Below are 19,455 nucleotides of genomic sequence, written 5' to 3'. Positions count from 1 at the left end.
GAGAGGAGTCCATGACGCAGAAAAGGCCCCGCCTGACGGCGGAGCCTTTTCGTTTTTGTTGCGGGGACAGGATTTGAACCTGCGACCTCTGGGTTATGAGCCCAGCGAGCTACCGAACTGCTCCACCCCGCGGCACGAGAATTAACACTAGCACGGGTTCGGACACCCGGTGTTCACATCGCGGGGAAGGTCTCCCGGATGCGCGCGACCTCGCCCGCAGGAATCCCGGCCTGATCAGCGAATCCGGCCCATTGCGCGACCGTCTCGGAAACCTGCGAGATCACGTCGAAGCGGTGCGGCACCTGGAAACGGTCGGCCACCACCAGGAGGTCTTCTCGTGTGATCTCGCCGAAGCTGCCGTTCACCGACATCAGGTGCTGATAGGTCCATCGTCCAGCGGGGTTGAAGGCGTAGGTCACGTCGTAGGCCGGAGCCAGCCGCCAGCCCCCTCCAGAAACGGGCGGGTCGAGCAGAAACGAGAAGTTCTTCGTGTGGTCATCGCAATTGCGGGCCATCACGTTGAACACCATGCGTCGGAACGCCTCCGTTCGCGCGTCGTCACCCAGGCCCAGATTCCCGATCGCCTGGAAGTATTGCGCGTAGTCGTGGGTGGCGCGCTGCTTGTAGTCGAGCTCGGCCATCGCGCAGAGGGTCTGCAGATGGATCTTCTCGTGCGCCGCGTCTCCCCCGACCCGGTCGAAGCGCTTGGTCATGAAGTGCGCCCGGCCGTTCTCCTCGAGCAGCCGCGACGGAGACATCTCTATCCCGGCCGCGGTGGCCATCAGGTAATACGCATACTCGATCCGACCGTAACCCGCCGAGCTGCCGAGCTCGGTGTCGCGACCCACGCCGTCGAGCTTGATCATCCACTGCTCGAATCCCTCCTCGGCCGGCAGCTGCCCCGAGCGCACCTCGCCCGTGGCTGGATTCCAGGCGATGATCGCCTTCGCCCGCGCCCCGCCCGCCGACGTGCCCACCTGGATGAGGTTCGCGAGCGCGGCCGCGGACTCCCGATCGCCCTCGATTCGCCCTGACAGGGCACCACGGGCGCCGAGAACGAGCTCCGACAACTCCAGCGCCGTGGGCTTCCGCCGCTGCGGGCCGCGGGTGGGCCGGAATTCGAGCGCCCCCATCCCCCGCCGCCCGAGGTAGGCCAGACGGTCCAGCGCGGTGATCGAGCGCCGCTCGACACCTTGCGACGCCAGGTAGGCGGTGACCAGGGCGTTGCCGAAGTCGTCGGGAAGCGCATCGGCCACGAAAGGGGGCAATCGGTGGTAAGTCGGCTCGGGCAGACCCGGATACACCTGCACGCGCTCCGTCAAGGGCGTGCTCAACGGGGCGAGCTCGATTCCACCCTCGACCCAGTCGGGGTCGTATTCGAAAGCGAAGTACTCCGAGCCGGGGTCGAGCGCGATCGCTCCGACGAGGCGATCCCAGGCGCGCACCTCGATCACCGAGACGGCCGTGTATGCCATCAGCGTCCGCTCCCGTCGGCGTCCGAGCCGGCGCCCGGGCTCACACCATCACCAGCACCAGCACCCGCACCCGCACCCCGGCGGGAGTTCGACCTCGGACGCGACGCGCGCTGCGGGGAGCTGTCGCGTCGCTCCTGGGCGAGCATCCGGAGCGGACTGATCGCCACGACCGGCTGGAGGGCGTCGAACCAATCGCTGCGGCCGAGAGCCCGAACCACCCGCACCAAGGTGGCGACGCTCGATCCTCGGCCGTTCTCGAGGTTCTTCACGGTGCGCACACTCACGCCCGCCCGTTCCGCGACCGCGGCCTGGTTGAGGTTCTTCGACAGACGGAGCGACCGGATGCGTGCACCCAGTCGCTCCTCCACCTCGTCGCTCGTCGCCGTCTCTCCGTCGCCCTGGCGCAGCTCATCAGCCCTCATAAGTGCATTATTCTGCACTTTAGCGTTCAAATCCAGCCCTAAGGGCAATAAATTGCCCTTTACGCGCTATCGCCCTGCCAGCGCTACGAGAAATCAGTTGTCGGAAGCCGAAATCGCCTGAGCGATCGCATCCTTCAGTCGCTTGTCCGCCTCACCGTAGGCGGTCCAGTCACCGGCGGCCAACGCCGCGTCGCGATCGGTGAGCGCCTGCTGGGCGGCCGCGAGGGCTGCCATCACGGCCGGATCGCCCGTGGGAGCGGTTCCCCCGGTGTCGGGGGGCGTGGTACCGCCGGTGTCGGGCGGCGTTCCGCTGCCGTCGTCGGTGGGCGGAAGATCGCCGTCGCCGGCGACCGCACCCGAATCACCGCCGAAGAGCGAGTCGAGCGCGCCGTCGAGCGTGCTCTCGAACGCGATCTTGTTACCGAAGGACACCAGCACCTTCTGCAGCAAGGGGAAGCTCGTCTCACCCCGCGACTGCACGTAGACCGGCTGCACGTAGAGCAGACCGCCACCGACCGGCAGCGTCAGCAGGTTTCCGCTGATCACCTGGCTCTCGCCCTGTCTCAGCAGGTTGAGGGCAGAGCTCACCCCCGGGTCGGAGGAGAAGCTGTTCTGAACCTGACCGGGGCCGGGGATGGTGTCGTCCTTCGGCAGCGTCAGGAGTCGCAGCTTGCCGTAGTCACCCGACTTCGTGCCCGTCGTGTCTCCCGCGTTCGCGTCGACCGCCAGGTATCCAGTGAGGACGCTTCGCGAGGAGGTCGCATCCTGCTGCGTCTGCGGAATGAACGTCGAATACAACGAGTACGAGGGTTGATCCTGCGTCGGCATCTGCAGCGTGAGGTAGTACGGGGGCTGCAAGGTGGGGTTCGTCGACGGGGAGGTCGGATCGTTTGGCGTGGTCCACGCGTCTTCCTGCGAGTAGAACGAGCCTGCATCCGTCACGTGGTATTGACCGAGGATCGAGCGCTGCACCTTGAACAGGTCGGCCGGGTAGCGCACGTGGCTCATGAGGTCGCCGCTCATCTCGCTGATGGGCTTCACCGTCGACGGGAAGATCTTCTGCCAGGTCTGAAGGATCGGGTCTTTGTCGTCCCATGCATACAACGTCACCTTGCCGTCGTAGGCGTCGACCGTGGCCTTCACCGAGTTGCGGATGTAGTTGATGTCGTCGACCGGATAGGCAGGCGACGGCGTGTAGGTGTCGGCAATGGTCTCGCTGAGCGACTGCACCTTCGAATACGGATAGTTCGCCGAGGTGGTGTAACCGTCGACGATCCAGACGACCTTGCCGTCGACCACCGAGGGATACGGATCGGAGTCGATGGTGAGATACGGGGCCACCTTCGAGACGCGCTGCGCCGGATCGCGGTCGTAGAGAATCTGCGAGTCGTCGTTCACCGCGTCGGAGAGGAAGATCTGCTCCGACTGGAACTTCAGCGCGTAGACCAGCCGCTTGAAGATGTTGTCGAGCTTCGGCCCACCGTTGCCCTCGAAGGTCGTGTAGGTCTGCGATGCTCCGTCTTCGCCCGAGGGGTAGTCGAGCTCGATCTTCGAGGTGCCCTCCGGACCGCCGACGATGGAGTAGGGCGGCGAGCTCTCGCCGAAGTAGATTCGCGGTTCGAAGTCGCCGAGCGAACCGACCGAGGGGATGCCCGACTCGATGAACACGGGCTGGCCGTCTGCCGAGCGCTGGTTGCCGTAGGCGGCCACCACACCGTAGCCGTGGGTGTAGACCACGGTCTGGTTGTACCAGGTGGCCGAGGAGCCGAGCTGGTCGATGTTGATGTCACGCACCGTCACCACCGCATCCTGAACCTGGCCGTCGATGTTGTAGCGGTCGACGTCGAGGTGATCGGGGAACTGGTAGTACTGCCGGAACTGCTGCAGCTGCTGGAACGACTTCGTCACGAGCGCCGGGTCGAGGATGCGGATGTTCGCCGTGGTGGCCGCGTCGTTGCGCAGTGCTCCCTGCTCGGCGGTGGTGGTGGCGTCGTAAGGCGTCTCCTCCACGTCGGAGACGTCGTAGGCGTCGCGCGTCATGTCGATGTTGCGCTGGATGTACTCCTGCTCGAGCGTTCGCTCGCTCGGGTCGACCTGGAAGCGCTGCACGACCCAGGGGGCGAGCGAACCCAGGATGAGCGCGCTCACGATGAGCAGCGCGGTTCCGATGATGGGCAGGCGCCACCGGCCGATGACGGCGGCCACGATGAACAGCACGGCGACGATGGCCGCGATGCCGGCGAGGATCTGCAGACCCGGAATCGTGGCGTTCACGTCGGAATACGACGCACCGGTGATGATGCCCGAACTGTTGGCGAGGGTGGCGAACTGGTCGAGCCAGATGCTCACGGCCTGCAGCAGCAGGTAGATGGCGGCGGTGACGGCCATCTGGATGCGCGCGATCTTCGAGATCCGCACCTCCCGCTGGCTGAAGCGGATGGCGCCGTAGAGGTAGCTGGTGGCGATGCCGGCGAGGCCCGCCACGATCACGACGGCCGAGGCGAAGCCCACCACGCCGCGCCAGAACGGCAGGTCGTAGAGGTAGAAGGAGATGTCGAGGCCGAACTGCGGATCGGTCTGGCCGAACGCCGTGCGGTTGAGGTATTGCAGGGTGAGCTGCCAGCGCGACGCGGTGGCGACTCCGGCGAAGAGACCGAGCACGGCGGGCACACCGAATGAGGCGAGGCGGCGGAGCGGCTCGATGACCTGCTGATAGCGGTCGAGCTGCGAATTGAGCTTCGCGTAGACCGGCCGCCAGCGGAACGCTATCTCGATCGAGGCCCAGACCGGCACCGCCATGGCGAGGAAGCCGATGACGAACATCACGGCCCCTGCGACCCACTGCGTGGTGAGCACGCTCAGGAAGCCGAGCTGGTCGTACCAGAGGATCTCGGTGTACAACGTCGAGAAGACGAAGAAAAGGATGGCGAGCACGACCACGATCGCGATGGCGATCGCGAGAGTGACTCTCGAACGTCGTGCGGGCTTCTCTGCTGTTTGGGAAGTCACGTGTGCCTCTGTGCTCGATGCTGCGGTGCTCGAAATGCTGCGGTGCTCGCTGTGCGGTGTCTATCAATCCTAGACAACTGAATCGTAGGCGGGGCTCGCTGAGAACACCCTGCCGGGTTTCCGTGCGAAAGCTGGGCTGAGCCGCCGTTGTGCAGGAGAGGTCGGGAGACGCCTCGTCGCCGCGCGTTACGAGCCCGGCGAGGTGGCCGGCACGCTGTCGCAACTGGGCAAAGCGGCCGTGTCGCCGCCGTCGGCGATGGTCTGCAGGGCCGTCATCGAATCCGACAGCGTCGCGACCGCGAACACGGTCAGACCGTCGGGCACATTGCCCACCACCTCGTCGCAGTTGGTGGCCGGAGCGAGGAACCAGGTCGCGCCGGCGTCGCGCGCTCCGTACATCTTCTGCCGGATGCCGCCGATCGGCCCCACGTCGCCGGCCGCGTCGATCGTGCCCGTGCCGGCCACGTTCTGGCCGCCGTTCAGCTCGCCGGGCGTGAGCATGTCGATGATCCCGAGCGCGAACATCATGCCGGCACTCGGGCCGCCCACGTCGTTCAGCTGGATCTCCACGTCGAACGGAAAGTCGTAGTCGTAGGCCGCGCTGATGCCGAGGGCCGGCGCATCCGTCTGTTCCGACACCGTCGGGGTGATGGAGACCGTCGCCTCGGTGCCGTCTTCGTGCCGAACCACGATCGACGCCGGCGCATCCGTGCCGTTGGCGGCGAGCGCCGCCCGCAACTCGTCGACCGTCGTGGCCGTCTCGCCGTTGACCGAGAGGATCACGTCGCCGGCGACGAGAGTGTTCGCCGCGGCTCCCTTGGGATCGACCGCTCCGACGGCGACGTTCGTCGTGTAGGCGATGTCGAGGTCGGTGAGGGCGGCGGCGATCGACTCCTGCTGGCTGTCGACCATGAGGGCGGCGTTCTGCTGGTCGCGTTGCTCGGTGGTGACGTCGGGCGGGTAGATGGCGTCGATCGGCACAACGGCGCGGCTCGAATCGAACCAGGAGCTGAGCAGCTCGGCCCAGGACGGCCGGGATTCGGGCGTGCCCCGCACCGAGACGGTGAGCAAGTCGAGGGTGCCGGCGGTGGGGTAGGTCTGCGCGCCGTCGATGGAGATGAGGGGCACGTCCTTGCCGCCCTGCTCCTGCGAGCCGAGCGTGTTGTAGACAGGGCCCGGCTGCTCGATCACGTAGGGCGCCGGCAGGAAGCTCATCACGAGCCCCAGCACGAGGGCGACGACCAGGATGGTCCAACCGCGACGGGCACGGCGCGAGGCGCGAGGGCGCTCCTCGGTTTCGAACAGACTCACGGAATCCTCTCGCTGCGGATGGCTCCGCGGGCGGCTGCGGCCAGTGTTCGCCACGGGCGCACGGCTCGGCGTTCAAGCTTATGGGAAAACCCAGCCTGGGCGGTGGGCCAGGAGTTAGCGTAGAAACACAAACTGACAGCCCGCATGGAGGTTCTTCGGAGCCCGCCCAGCGCCTGCCGCCGAGGAAGGACACATCGTGAGCGACGAGCCCCGCGACGAACCCGAGGACGAGTTCCGCGACATGCTGCGCGCGTTCCTCTCCGGAAACTCCGACATCGACCCGTCGAAGCTGGCCAGCGCGGCCGGTCTCCCCTCCGACCCCGCCGCAGTGTCGCAATTGATGGCGCAGCTGCAAAATGCGATGCAGTCCAGTGCCGACGGGGTGAACTGGGATGCGGCGCGCACCCAGGCACAGGAGATCGCCGGCACGTCGAGCCTCAGCATCACCGATCAGTCCCGCGCGCAGCTCGACCAGGCGTTGCACGTCGCGTCGCTCTGGCTCGACGAGGTGACCGCCCTCTCCGACTCCGCGGTCGCTCCCCGTCTCATGACACGCACCGAATGGGCAACGGCCACCGTGCCGGTCTGGACCCAGTTGGCCGAGCCGGTCGCGGTGAGCATCTCGGATGCGCTCACCGAGGTGCTGCGCGACCAGGCACCCGAAGAGATGGCCGGGATGCTCGCCGGCGCGAGTCAGCTGATGCGCAACCTGGGCGGCACTCTGTTCGCCATGCAGCTCGGCCAGATCGTGGGTCAGCTCTCGCAAGAGGTGGTGTCGGGCGGCGACGTCGGCATCCCGTTGCTGGAGGAAGGGCAGGCGGCACTCGTTCCGCAGAACGTGGCCGAGTTCGGCGACGGTCTCGACATCCCGATCGAAGAGGTGCAGCTCTATCTCGCCATCCGCGAGCTGGCGCACGCCCGCCTGTTCCGTCACGCACGCTGGTTGCGACTGCACGTGATCTCCTCCATCACCGAGTTCGCCAAAGGCATCACCATCGACACCAGCAGGCTCGAGGAGCTCGCCGAGAGCTTCGATCCGAGCGACCCCGAAGAATTGCGGAACGCGATGGCGAGCGGCGCTCTCATCCCGCCGAAGACCGACCAGCAGCTGCATGCACTCGCGCGACTCGAGACCACCTTGGCGCTCATCGAGGGCTGGGTAGACATCGTGACGGCGAATGCATCGAGCCGGCTCCCGCGCTGGAACGCGATCGCCGAGACGGTGCGTCGCCGTCGCGCGACCGGTGGTCCGGCCGAGTCGGCGTTCGGCGCACTGATCGGCCTCGAGCTGCGGCCCCGGCGCCTGCGCGACGCGGCAGCCATGTGGCAGGCGGTGACGGATGCCGTGGGCCAGGAACAGCGCGACGCCCTGTGGTCCCACCCCGATCTGGTGCCGACATCCTCCGATCTCGACGATCCGGCCGCACTGATCGCCCGGCTGACCGCCGGGACCCCGGAGCCCGACGAGATGGATCAGGCCCTCGAAGATCTTCTCCGCGAAGAGACGTCAAAAGATGGGGATGACCAGCCTCCGGCACCGTGAGCTGTGGATAACCCCGATCGGGGCTGAATCGTCGGGCAGGATTCCGACATGGTTCTCCGACTCGACCCCGATCATCCGATGGTCTGGCGCACCCCGACCACCGCGCAGTTCGGCATCGAGGCGCCTGTGGCGTCGGTCTCGTCGTTCTCGCGAGCCTTCGGCGGCCTGGCTGCGCCTCGTGAACTGATGCTCGACGTGCTGGCGCGCGGGGTCACCCGGCCTGTGCTCGCGATCCTGGCCGCCGAGAACGGGTTGCCCCCGGCGGCCCTGGAGGAGCTGCTGGGCGAACTCTCGGGCGTGCTGCTCGAGAGCGATGCGCCGGGTGAACCATTGGAGGGGCGGTCGGTCGCGGTCGACGGGAGTGGCGCCGCTTCGGCTGAGATCGCGGTGTTGCTGCAGCGGATGGGTGCACGACTCTGGGGGGCCGGATCGGAGTCTGCTCCCGGACGCGGGGCGGCAACGGTTGCGGCAGTCGAGCCGTCGTCCTTTCCCCCTCCTGCCCCCGAATGCGCGGTGGTCGTGTCGCACTACGTCACCGACCCGCGACGTGCCGCCGTCTGGCTGCGCGACGACGTGCCGCACCTGCTCGTGGAGTTCGGCGAGAACTCCGTGCGCGTGGGGCCGATGGTCTCGCCCGGAGTCTCGTCCGGGGTCTCGTCGGGGGTCGACGAGCCGGGTGCCTGCGCCTGGTGCATCGAGCACACCCGCAGCGACGCCGACGACGCGTGGCCGGCCATCGCCCTGCAGGCGCTCCGCCGCATCGCCCCCTCGGCGGATGCGCTGGGCGTCGCCTCCGCCGCACCGGTCGTGGCCCGGGCGCTCACCGAGTTCCTCGGGGGCGACACCTCGTGGCGAACGCGCGCGGTGCGCATCCTCCGGCCCGGGCGATCAGGTCATGCCGTGTCGGTGGAGCGGATCAGGCCGCATCCGAGCTGCGGATGCCGCTCTCTTCCAGAAAACGGGAGGGAAGCCGGTCTGCGCTCCGCCGTGATCCGGCCACCGCCCACGACAGCGCGAGTCGTCGGCGAGCGCGGGTGATGCCCACGTAGAGCAGTCGGCGTTCCTCGTCGATGCCCTGGAATCCGGTGGCGTAGCTGATCGGCACGAGCCCTTCGGCGACGCCCACGATGAACACCACCGGCCATTCGAGGCCCTTCGCCGAGTGCAGGGTGGCGAGCGTGACCGCGCGAACGGTCGGTTCGTGCTGCGACGACTGCCGTTCCATCAGCTCGTCGGTGAACTGCCGGAAGGTGGTGCCGGGCGGCATTCCCTCGGCCAGTCCCATCAGCGCGTTCAGTGCCTCCCAGCGGTCGCGCAGGGCTCCGACGCCTTCGGGCGGATCCTGCGACCAGCCGCGCGAGCGCAGCACGTCGCTCACCGACTTGAAGAGCGGCTCGTCAGAGATCGACACCGAGGCGGCGCGGAGTTCCATCACCGCGCGCTTCACGTCGGGCTGGTCGAAGAAGCGGGTCGCTCCCCGCAATTGGTAGCTGACGCCGGCCGCGGTGAGCGCCTGCTCGAGCACGGCCGACTGCGCGTTCACCCGGTAGAGCAGGGCGATCTCGTGCGGCTCCGTTCCGGTCGCGATCAACTCGGCGATGGCGGTGGCGACACCCTCGGCCTCGGCGAGATCGTCGCGGTAGGCGGTGACCCGGGGCTCCGGGGCGAACTCCGTGGCAGGAGGCGCCATGGATGGGGGCGCGGCGCTGCCTGCGGGTGCTGCGGCGGCCGTGGCGTCGTCGTGGTCGCCCTCGATCACCGCGGTGGCTTCCGCTGCTGCGGTGGCCGCGTGCAGCGTCAGAGCCCCAGGACGGCCGCGCATGAGACGGTTCGCCACCGCGACGATCGCGGGCGTCGAACGGTAGTTCTGCTCGAGGGTCACGACGGTCGCGTTCTCGTGGCGGCGCTCGAAATCGAGGAGGTACTCGGCGCTCGCGCCCGCGAAGGAGTAGATGGTCTGACTCGCGTCGCCGACCACGCAGAGGTCGCGACGATCGCCCAACCACTGCTGGAGGAGATGATGCTGCAGAGGAGACACGTCTTGATATTCGTCGACCACGAAGAACCGGTACTGCTCCCGAACCTGGATCGCCACGGAGGGCTCGAGCTCGATCATGCCCGCCGTCACGAGCAGCACGTCTTCGAAATCGAGTTGGCGGCGCTCGTCTTTCAGCAGCTCATAGCGCTCGTGCAGCGCGAGCATCTGCTCCACGCTGATGTTCGACGGCATGGTGCGCACCGTGCGGGCCTTCAGTTCGTATTCGTCGATGCCGAGGTTCGCGACTTTGCGCCACTCGATCTCGGCGGCGACATCGCGCAATGTGGCGGTGTCGACGCGCAGCTTCAGCAACTCGGCAGCGTGGGCGATGGCCTTCGCCTTGTTGTCGATGATCTTCGGAGCCTCGCCTCCGATCACCTGCGGCCAGAAGTAGTTCAACTGGGAGAGGGCGGCCGAGTGGAAGGTGCGGGCGGCGACCCCGCCGGCTCCGAGCGGGCGCAGACGCGTGCGCAACTCGGCGGCGGCGCGGGAGGTGAAGGTCAGCGCCATCACCCGGTTCGGCGAGTAGACACCGGTGGCGACGCCGTAGGCGATGCGATGCGTGATGGCCCGGGTCTTGCCAGTACCCGCTCCGGCGAGGATGCAGACCGGGCCGAGCAACGACCGGGCCGCGATGCGCTGCTGGGGGTCGAGGGCCTCCAGCAGGTCGTCGGCAGACGTCTCGATCACTGCTGTTCGGGCTCCGGCAGGGGTCCGCCGTACCAGCGCTCGATGATGGCACGAGCGATGGATGACGACCCGGGCAGCAGCACGCCGCTCGCCGGATCGGCCAATTGCTCGCGGGTGAACCACCGCAGGTCGAGGATCTCGTCGCCGTCGGGGCGGAGCGCCGCCGGGTGCTCCTCGGTGACCCGGGCCATGAAGCCCACCATGAGCGAGGCCGGGAAGGGCCACGGCTGCGATCCCACGTACTCCGGATCGTCGATGATCACTCCCGATTCCTCGGCGATCTCCCGGATCGCCGCCGCCTCGAGCGACTCCCCGGGCTCCACGAACCCGGCCAGCAGCGAATAGCGGTTGTTCTCCCAGAGAGCGTTCGAGCCGAGCAGGATGCGGTCGTCGCGGTCGACGACGCCCACGATGATGGCCGGATCGGTGCGCGGGAAGAGCTCGATGTCCTCGCGCGGGCAGCGGCGCACCCAGCCACCGCTCTCCACCACGGTCACCTCGCCGCAGCGCGGGCAGTGGGTGTGCGTGCTGTGCCAGTTGAACATGGCGAGGGCTTCGGTGAACATCCCGGCGCTCACGTCGTCGAGGTCGGCAGCGACCATGCGGAGGTTCAGCCAGCTGGAGCCCGGGGTCTCGAGGGCGCTCGCATCCGCATCCGTCACCGAGATTGCGAACAGGGGCGCGTCGATCGAGAGGCCCTCCGAGGCGTCGAGCGCGAATCCGAGGTAGAGGCGCACGCCGCCCGCGTCGAGGTGCTGCAGCACGGAGGCGGGCAGGTCGGCCGGCGATCGGAGATCGAGCGTCGGATGCACCGCCACGGTCGGCTTCGGACCGAAACCGTCGTAGTCGGCCGGGTTCGCTCCGGCTGTGGCCAGAGCCTGGCCCCGGTGCAGTACGAGAACGCGCGAATCCGGCCCGCGCCAGCGTTCGTCGAGCAACTCGGGGTTCGAGCGCGACAGGTGATCTCGATCGATCCGGTTGCGAGAAAGCGGCAGCAGGGACTGGAAAGCGCGTGACATGGTTGACCAATCGTGCGTGGCGAAAGCCGTGACCGGCGAGAGCCGCCCTACGCTGGAGAGCATGGCGAGATCTCACCTCACTCTAGCCGCGCTCGCGACCTCTGCCGTCTCGGGAGCCGACATCGTCGCGACCCGCGCGCTCTCTGGCGCGACCCACGGCCGATTCGATTCGGCGGTCGTCACCCTGCGGTCGGGTGAGGAGTATATGGTGCGGGTTCCGGTGAATTCCGATGCCGAGTCCGAGCAGTCGCGCGACCTCGTCGCCCTCAACGCCCTCACCCCCGGGGTGCGCTCCCGGCTCCCGTTCCACATCCCCGCCTTCGTCGGCCAAGCGCCGATCGGCGAGACCCGGGCGGTGGTCTACGACTTCATCCAGGGCACGCCGGCCTCGCTCCACGACATCGGGGGCGAGCGCAGCGCATCCGATTCGATCGGCCGGGCCATCGCCGCCGTGCACTCGCTGCCGACCTCGGTGGTGTCGGATGCGGGGCTCACCACGAACACGCCCGCCCAGATCGCCGCCACCTCGCGCAAGCTCGCCGATCGCGCCGCGGCCTCGGGCAAGGTGCCGAAAGAGCTCCTCACCCGGTGGTCGCTGGCGCTGGAAGACAGCGCGCTCTGGCAGTTCCAGCCCACCGTGGTCAACGGCGCTCTGGCGCCGGAGTCGTTCCTGCTCGCCGACGACCAGGTCACCGGCATCATCGGCTGGCAGAATCTGCGGGTCGGCGACCCGGCGCTCGACCTGTTCTGGCTCAACTCCGCGTCGAGCGCGGAAAGCGCCGATCGCGTCTACGGCGCCTACGAGAACGCCGTCTCGAAGCCCGCCGACCGGCAGCTGCGCAAGCGCGCGCGGCTGTACGCCGAGCTCGAGATCGCGCGCTGGCTGCTGCACGGTGTCGACACCCGCGACGCCTCGATCGTGGCCGACGCCGAGTCGATGCTGGGCAGCCTGAGCAGCACGGTGCAGAGCGATCTGCTCAACCCGCTTTCCACCGACACCGGCCAGATCATGGCGGTCGAAGACGTCGAGGCGATGCTCGACCGCACTCCCCTGCCCGGCCGTTCCTCGCCCACCGAGCACGCGAACCGCATCGCCGAGGACTAGCGCCACCCGCCCGGCGCGACCGTTGCGCCCGTAGAGCCGGGAGTGCCGGGTCGCGCCCGGACTTCTCCAAACGAGCCGGGATGCACGCCCGTAGAGAGTGCCGCTGGTCGCGACGTTTGGCGAAGTCCGAGTCTGAGTGGCGAATCGGCGCCGTCAGAGCATCGAGTCGCGGATGAGCGCCACGAGTTCGCCCTCGCTGAAGAGGCGCTCGGGGCGCACCACGGCGTCGTCGGCCACGAAGTAGAACGCGGCGTCGACCCGCTCGACGTCGATGCCCTTCCAGCGCGCGTACGCCAGGCGGTAGAGGGCGAGCTGCAACTGCTTCAGCTCCAGGTCGGCCTCGTCGGCCGGCGCTTTTCCGGTCTTCCAGTCGACCACCTGGAACGTGTCGCCCTCGGCGAAGATCGCGTCGATCTTGCACACCACCACCCGGTCGGCGAGCACGAGATGAATCTCCACCTCCACCTCCTCCGGCTGCCGGTCGGCGAACTCGGATGCCTCGAACGTGGCGACCAGCTCGGCGAACCGTCGCTCGTCGGCCTGCTCGGGCAACTCGACCCGATCGATCCGCCCGGTGTCCTCAGCCGCATCGATCTGATCGCCCACCAAGGCCGCGCCCGCTGTGACGTCGTCGTCGGCCGCATCGAGCTCGTCGTCGAAGAGGTCGAGGTTCTCGCCCGCCACCAGGTCGAGATCGATCAACGAACTGCCGCCACGCCGCCGGAACCGCTCCTCGACCCAGCTGTGAAAACGCGTGCCCAGCCGAGTCGCCCGGAACGGTCGCTCCGGCATGGGTCGTTGCAGGGCCCGCACCACGGCCTGCGGGTCGGCCACGTAATCCTTGAAACGGGAGGCCGGGATGCGCACCGGCACGTCGAGCCTCCGTTCACCACGCAGCGCGGCGCGCTCGGCGAGCAGCAGTTCGATGTCGTGGTCATAGGGAGTCGTCGACCCCGGGTCGGCGGCCAGCACCGCGGATGCCGCGGCCGCCACCCGCGGACGTCGAGCCCCGAGCGGATCCCGCGGCCACGTCGTCCAGCTCTCCGACTCGGCCAAGGGGTTCTCCTCGAAGGCGGTGGTCTCCGGAAGGGCTCCAGAAGGCACGAGTCCGATCTCGTCCAGTTCACGGAGGTAGCGCCCTGGCCCGCGCACCTTCTTGACGCCGGTCGTCCAGAACGAACCCGACAACAGCAGATCCGATCGAGCCCGCGTGACCGCGACGTAGATCAGACGGCGCTGCTCGGCGGCGTAGTGATCGGCGTTCGCCGCCTTGAAGTTCTCCAGAGCGGGCTTGAACTCGTTCTGGCCGGCGAGACCGCGCCAGGCGAGGGCGGGAAGTTCGGCCGAGTCGCCCCGGAAATCGAACGGCAATTCGCCGAACCCCAACCATCCGAGGTTCGACAGCGGAGCACCCGGCAGCTCGGCCTCCACCATGCGCGGTATCGCGACGACATCCCACTCCAGGCCCTTCGACCCGTGGATGGTGAGGATCTGCACGGTGCCCGGCTCCGGTTCTTCGGTGCGGGGTTCGAGACGGTCGCGTTTCTCCGCCTCCTCGAGCCACGCCAGGAACTCGCCGAGCCCGGCCGCCGGGTCAAGCGCCAGGAAGGAGTCGAGCTGCTCGGCGAAGGCGTCGAGACTTGCGCGCCCGGCGGTGGCATGCGGGCTCGCGAGCACCTCGATGTCGAGCATCAGCTCCTGCTGCACCAGATCGACGTAGTCGACGAGGCCGAGGCCTGCGCGCGTGCGCAGGTAGGCGAATTGGGCGGCGGCCTGCCGCAGACGGGCGAGACCGGGCTCGCTGAATCCGCTCACCGCGCCGTGCTCGGGTGACGCTGTGGCGAGAAAGTCGAGAGCGTCGATGATGGAGCGGTCTTCGTCGGCCACGACCGATCCGCGCAGCTGCCCGGCCACGCTCGCGTCGAGTTTCTGGAAGCGGTGGTCGCGCTGGGCGATCCACGACGCCAGACCGCGCAGAGCGATCAGATCTTTGGCGCCGATGCGCCAACGCGCTCCTCCGAGCACCCGCACCAGGTCGGGCCCCGCAGTCGGGTGGTAGAGCACCCGGAGCGTCGAAACCAGGTCGGCGACGGCGGGCTGGCCGAGCAGGCCGCCGATGCCGAGCACGTGATAGGGAATCCCCCGCTCGTCGAGCGCCGCGGTGAAGGGCTCGACCTTCTTCACCGATCGGCACAGCAGGGCCGCCGATCGCCGTCGGCCTTCCGGGTCGCGCACCGCCAGCTGTCGCTCGAGCCAGGTCGCGACCTCGCGGGCCTCGTCGCGCACCGTCTCGGTGAACGAGATGTCGAGCACGCCTCGGGTCACGCCCGGCCGCGGGCCGAGCTGCTCCACCGGCACACCGGCGGTCGCCGACAGCGGCTCGACGAGGGCGTTCGCGGCGTCGAGCACGAGCCGAGGATTGCGCCAGCTGGTCGACAGGGCGAACGGATGCGCGTGCCCGTCGAAATCGGCGGCGAACCGCGCCAGGTTCGCCGCACTCGCGCCGCGCCAGCCGTAGATCGACTGGTGCGGATCGCCGACCGCCATCACCGGCTGCGCCCGGAACAGTGCCGAGAGCAGACGGGTCTGCACGACACTGGTGTCCTGATACTCGTCGAGCAGCACCACGCGATAGCGATCTCGGTAATCAGCCACCACCCGCGGAGTGCTCTCGACGATCGCCAGGGCGAGCGCGATCTGGTCGGAGTACTCCACGTAGCCGCGCCGCACCTTCTCGGCGGCGTAGGCATCCGCCAGTGCGAGCAGCAGCGGCAGGGTGGCCACGTTCTCGACAGCTTTGGCGAGCTCGGTCGGAACGCCGCGCAACCGCGCCGACCCGAGGGGCAGCTCGGTGAGCGCGGTGAACTGCTCGGCATAGCGACTCACCTCGGTCGACTCCACGACGTTCTCGGCCAGTGCCCGGCTGAGCGCCAGCACGGCCGATGTCACCACGTCGACCGACTTCTCCACCTGGAGCAGTCGCGCGTCAGCACTGGACACCACCACTTTGCGGGCGAGCTGCCAGGCCGAGGCTTCGCTCAGCACGGCCGCCTCGCCCTCCCGGCCGATCACCACCGCGTTCTCCCGGAAGATGCTGTTCGCGAACGCGTTGTACGTGGCGATCGATGGCGCGTCGAAAGGGTCGAAGGCGAGCTCGGTGATCTTCGCGGCGGCCAGCTGCTGCAGGCGGTGCCGGATGCGTTCGGCCAGTTCGCCGGCGGCCTTGCGGGTGAAGGTGAGACCGAGCACCTCCGGCACGCCGACCAGGCCGTTGGCGATCAGCCACACCACCCGATTGGCCATCGTCTCGGTCTTGCCGCTGCCGGCGCCCGCCACCACGATGCGGGGATCGAGGGGCGCCTCGATCACGGCGCGCTGCTGCTCGGTGGGCCGCGGAAGACCGAGACGCTCGGCGATCTCGACCGCGGAGAGCCGCGCGCCTTCGACCGCGCCGATGGTCGCATCCGCTTCGCTGCCCGCGCCGCCGTCGTCGCCTCGGCCGTCGTCCGCGCCGACAGCGCCGACTGCGCCGAGGTGGAGCGGTGGCGGCCCGAAGGCCTGCGGGTCGTCGAGCGCCTCCAGGTCGAAGAGGGCGTCGGTCACTCGGACACCGCCTTGATCAACTGGATGCGGTAGTCGTAGGAGTTCTGGTGGTCGCGCTCCTCGGGCTCGGCGACACCCCGGAACGTCGCTCCGGCCATCCCTTCGGCCACCTCTTCGATGCGCCGTGCGATGTCGGCGAGCGCCTCGTCGTCGAGCGGCTCCTGCGCCCGCAGAGTGAACCGCACTCCACGCTCGCCTTTGGCGACGTAGAGCAGAGCGGCTCCCCCGGGGCCGGCGGACCCGCTGGAACCTTCAGAGCCTTCAGAACCTTCAGAACCTTCGAACCCTTCCACCGCGCCCGAACGCACCGCCAGCTGGTAACTCGCGAGTTGGGCGTGGCGAGGGAGATCGGCCTTGGCGGCCGGATACTTGCCGGTCTTCAGATCGATCACCAGCACCCGGCCGTCGGAGCGCCTCTCCACGCGATCGATCGATCCGTTCACCTGGGCGCGACCCTGGCGAAAGGCGAAGGGCGCTTCGGCGCCGAGCAGCTCATGATCGGCTGCGGCGAAGTGCCGCAGATACTCCGACAGCCCGTCGAGCTTCGTGTGCAGCGCCCGCTTCTCGCGCTCCTCGATCCATGGCGCCTCGAACCGCAGCTCGCGCCAGCGTTCCTCGGCGGCCCGCCACAGCTCCTCGGTGCTGAGCTCGGCCTCCGGGTCGGCTGCCACCTGCTCCATCACGGAGTGCACGATGGTGCCGATGCCCGCGGCGAGCCCCTTCGAACCGCCCGCCACATGGTCGATGAACCACACGAGCGGCGATTCTTCGAATGCCTCGATGCGCGACGGCGACACCCGCACCACGGCTTCCTCGTCGTCGGGGTCGACGATCGGTTCGTCGGTGGACGCGGGGAGCAACCCGTACCAGTCGGCCGGATGGGCCCCCGGAACCTGTTCCGCCGCCAGCCGGGCGAGGGCCGCTGCGGCACGCGGGTCGCCCTCTTCGACGAGTCGCCGGCGCAGGTGGCCGGTCAGTCCGCGCAGGGAGAGCGGATGTCGGGCCGGGCGCACCGGATCGGCGTCGGGCGCCAGGCCGAAGAACGGCGAAGGCTGCTCGTCGTCGTTGGAGACGCAGCTCAGCACGGTCAACTCACGCGAGCGAGAGACCGCGAGCGCGAACATCCGCAACTCGTCGGAAAGCACCTCGGCCCGGCTGTCTTCGACCGGGAGGCGCGGTTCGCTCCGCTCCGCGTCGGAGGCGTCAGGGCTGCCGAAGGCCTCGTCGGCCCCCGACGCCGCACCTGCGGCGCCGTTCTCGGCCAGGGCACTCAGCCGCTGCGCGTGCAGCAAGGAGCCACGCTGCCGGAGGTTCGGCCAGACCGACTCCTGCAGGCCCGCGACCACCACGACCGCGACGTCGATGCCGACCGCGCCGGTGGGCGTGGTGACGAGCACCGACCCGGTGCGGGAACGCGGCGACAGCGTGTCTTCAGGCACTTCGGCGGTGAGGAACTCGTCGATGAAGAGTTCGGCCGGCCGCTCAGGTTCGCGTTCGACCGACCGTTTCGCCGCCGTGAAGAGGGCGACGGCGCCGTCGAGGTTGCGGTTCGCCTCATCGGCGACGATGCCCGCACCGGCCGCCAGTTCGCCCCACCGCTTGGCAAGTCCGGTGCGCTGCCAGAGCTCCCAGAGCAACTCTTCGATCGTCGCACCGCGCCGGTGACTGGCGCCGAGCTTGGCGAGGGTGACCCCGAGGGCCGCCACCCGGCGCGCCGGTGCGGAGTCGATCGTGACGAGCGCCCCGGGCGTCAGCACGGCCTCCCGCAGCAGTTCATCGGAGTGTCGACTTCCGCCGCTCGCCAGTTCGTCGTGGCGGAGAGCCAGTCGCAGGCGCCGCAGACCGACCGCATCCACTCCGCACAGCGGGCCCAGGATGACCGACGTCACGATCTCCGGGGTGAGGTCGGCCACCCCGATAGCGACCGCCAGGCCCTCCACCAAGTGGCGGGCCGCGTAGTCGTCGCGCAATGCCTGCACGGCCGAAAGGGTGCGCGTCGGTACTTCGGCCAGAGCCAGCCCGCGGGCGATCGCCGGCACCAGTGCCCCCGAGCGCACGACGACCGCCATCCGCGACCAGTCGGTGCTGTGCAGGAGGAAGCGTTCGCGCAGGATGTGTGCGATCGTCGCGATCTCGGCCGCACGCGAATCCGCCTGCACGGTGAGCACCCGTCCGCCGATCGAACCAGGCGCCGTGGCCTCCGCGCCGACATCTCGCGTGTCGCGCTGCGACCCGGCCGCGGCCGTGCCGATGCGTTCCGTCACCCGCCGTGTGAACGCCCGCAGCGCTCCCCCCTGTCGATACGAGGTGCGCAGCACCACGGGGGGCGCCGTCGGCACACCGAGAGCACGCGACAGCTGCCCCAGCGCCCGCACGTCGGACCCCCGGAATCCCGCCGTCGCGGCATCCGGATCGCCGAAGGCCACCACCGCAGCACCCTGTCGTGCGAGCTCGCGCACGAGGTTGACCGCGCCCACCGCGAGGTCGTGGAAATCGTCGACCACCACGAGCCGCACTCCGCCGAGCGCGCCGGAGTCGCGTACGATCCGCCGCCCCTCCGCCAGGAGTTCAGCCGAGTCGAGCCGAGCGGACTCGAACCCCTCGACGGTTGCGTAGTAGTCGCGGAGGAACGCCGCCGCCGCCACCCACTCCGGAACCCCGTGCCGCGCGCCCAGCTCGTGCAGGGCCGTCGGCGACAGTCCGTTCTCGGTGGCGCGCATCATCAGCTCACGCAACTCCGTGCGGAACGCGCGCAGTCGCCGCACCTCCGGGGGCAATTCCTCCGGCCAGACGACCGCTGCCCGCCCCTCCGACGCATCGTCGAGCGCCCCCTCGAGCAGCTCGGCGATGATTCGGTCCTGCTCCGCACCCGTCAGCAGCGCGACCGGACGACCGGATGCGGCAGCACTCCGACGCACCAGTTCGAACGCCGCCGAGGTCGGCGTGCGCGCCAGCGGTCCGTTGCTCGGAACCCCGAGCCGGAGCGCCACCCGATCTCGCAATCGTGTCGCGCTCTGTCTCGTGGGAGCGAGCACGAGAATGCTCTCGGGAGCGAACCCCTCGCGCGCCACCCGGTCGGCCACGAGTTCGAGCAGGGTCAGCGTCTTTCCGCTGCCCGGCGCACCGATGACGGAGAAGGATGCGTCGGCCGGCCGCTCGAGCACCAACCGCTGTGCGGGGTCGAGTTCGATCACGGCACCTTCTTTCACGGCCCCCACGCTAGCCGCCCCCTCCGACATC

General features: G+C 68.8%; 10 protein-coding genes and 1 tRNA gene. 2 read left to right on the top strand and 9 right to left on the bottom strand.

Going from position 1 to position 19,455, the window contains the following annotated elements; genetic code table 11:
- Positions 1 to 58: 58 nt before the first annotated feature.
- From N1027_RS13260 to N1027_RS13240, 5 genes are all read right to left on the bottom strand, one after another.
- Positions 59 to 132, bottom strand: a tRNA-Met gene (locus N1027_RS13260).
- A 41-nt stretch (positions 133 to 173) separates the two neighbouring features.
- On the bottom strand, positions 174 to 1,475 hold the full coding sequence (locus N1027_RS13255; RefSeq protein WP_259508597.1) for a type II toxin-antitoxin system HipA family toxin: 1,302 nt from the start codon (positions 1,473 to 1,475) through the stop codon (positions 174 to 176).
- A complete protein-coding gene (locus N1027_RS13250) occupies positions 1,475 to 1,897 on the bottom strand; it encodes a helix-turn-helix transcriptional regulator (protein WP_259508595.1) in 423 nt (140 codons plus the stop codon). Before N1027_RS13250 ends, N1027_RS13255 begins: the two co-directional genes overlap by 1 nt.
- Positions 1,898 to 1,990: 93 nt before the next feature.
- A complete protein-coding gene (locus tag N1027_RS13245; protein ID WP_259508593.1) occupies positions 1,991 to 4,906 on the bottom strand; it encodes a UPF0182 family membrane protein in 2,916 nt (971 codons plus the stop codon).
- A gap of 186 nt (positions 4,907 to 5,092) precedes the next feature.
- Positions 5,093 to 6,217: a YlbL family protein gene (locus N1027_RS13240; protein ID WP_259508592.1), complete on the bottom strand. Its 1,125-nt coding sequence runs from the start codon at positions 6,215 to 6,217 to the stop codon at positions 5,093 to 5,095.
- A gap of 196 nt (positions 6,218 to 6,413) precedes the next feature.
- Here N1027_RS13240 and N1027_RS13235 point away from each other — a divergent pair, with 196 nt between their 5' ends.
- Positions 6,414 to 7,760: a zinc-dependent metalloprotease gene (locus tag N1027_RS13235; RefSeq protein WP_259508590.1), complete on the top strand. Its 1,347-nt coding sequence runs from the start codon at positions 6,414 to 6,416 to the stop codon at positions 7,758 to 7,760.
- 916 nt (positions 7,761 to 8,676) lie between these two features.
- Here N1027_RS13235 and N1027_RS13230 read toward each other — a convergent pair.
- Positions 8,677 to 10,485 carry an ATP-dependent helicase gene (locus tag N1027_RS13230; protein ID WP_259510384.1) on the bottom strand — a complete coding sequence of 603 codons (1,809 nt, stop codon included), beginning with the start codon at positions 10,483 to 10,485 and terminating at the stop codon, positions 8,677 to 8,679.
- The gene (gene nudC / locus N1027_RS13225; protein WP_259508588.1) at positions 10,485 to 11,507 is read right to left on the bottom strand and encodes an NAD(+) diphosphatase; all 1,023 of its coding nucleotides are present in this window, start codon (positions 11,505 to 11,507) and stop codon (positions 10,485 to 10,487) included. Before nudC ends, N1027_RS13230 begins: the two co-directional genes overlap by 1 nt.
- A gap of 61 nt (positions 11,508 to 11,568) precedes the next feature.
- Here nudC and N1027_RS13220 point away from each other — a divergent pair, with 61 nt between their 5' ends.
- Entirely contained in the window at positions 11,569 to 12,612 is a 1,044-nt protein-coding gene (locus N1027_RS13220) for a phosphotransferase (RefSeq protein WP_259508585.1), read from the top strand.
- Between the two features lie 153 nt (positions 12,613 to 12,765).
- On the opposite strand, the gene N1027_RS13215 is transcribed toward N1027_RS13220, so the two are convergent.
- Both N1027_RS13215 and N1027_RS13210 read right to left on the bottom strand, forming a co-directional pair.
- The gene (locus tag N1027_RS13215; protein WP_259508583.1) at positions 12,766 to 16,215 is read right to left on the bottom strand and encodes an ATP-dependent DNA helicase; all 3,450 of its coding nucleotides are present in this window, start codon (positions 16,213 to 16,215) and stop codon (positions 12,766 to 12,768) included.
- Entirely contained in the window at positions 16,212 to 19,424 is a 3,213-nt protein-coding gene (locus tag N1027_RS13210; RefSeq protein ID WP_259508581.1) for a PD-(D/E)XK nuclease family protein, read from the bottom strand. Before N1027_RS13210 ends, N1027_RS13215 begins: the two co-directional genes overlap by 4 nt.
- Positions 19,425 to 19,455: the final 31 nt, after the last annotated feature.

Origin of the sequence: Herbiconiux aconitum (assembly GCF_024979235.1) — a bacterium.
GTDB classification, from domain to species: Bacteria; Actinomycetota; Actinomycetes; order Actinomycetales; family Microbacteriaceae; genus Herbiconiux; species Herbiconiux aconitum.
The sequence above is the reverse complement of the archived record's forward strand: the minus strand, read 5'-3'. Positions and strand labels throughout refer to the sequence as shown.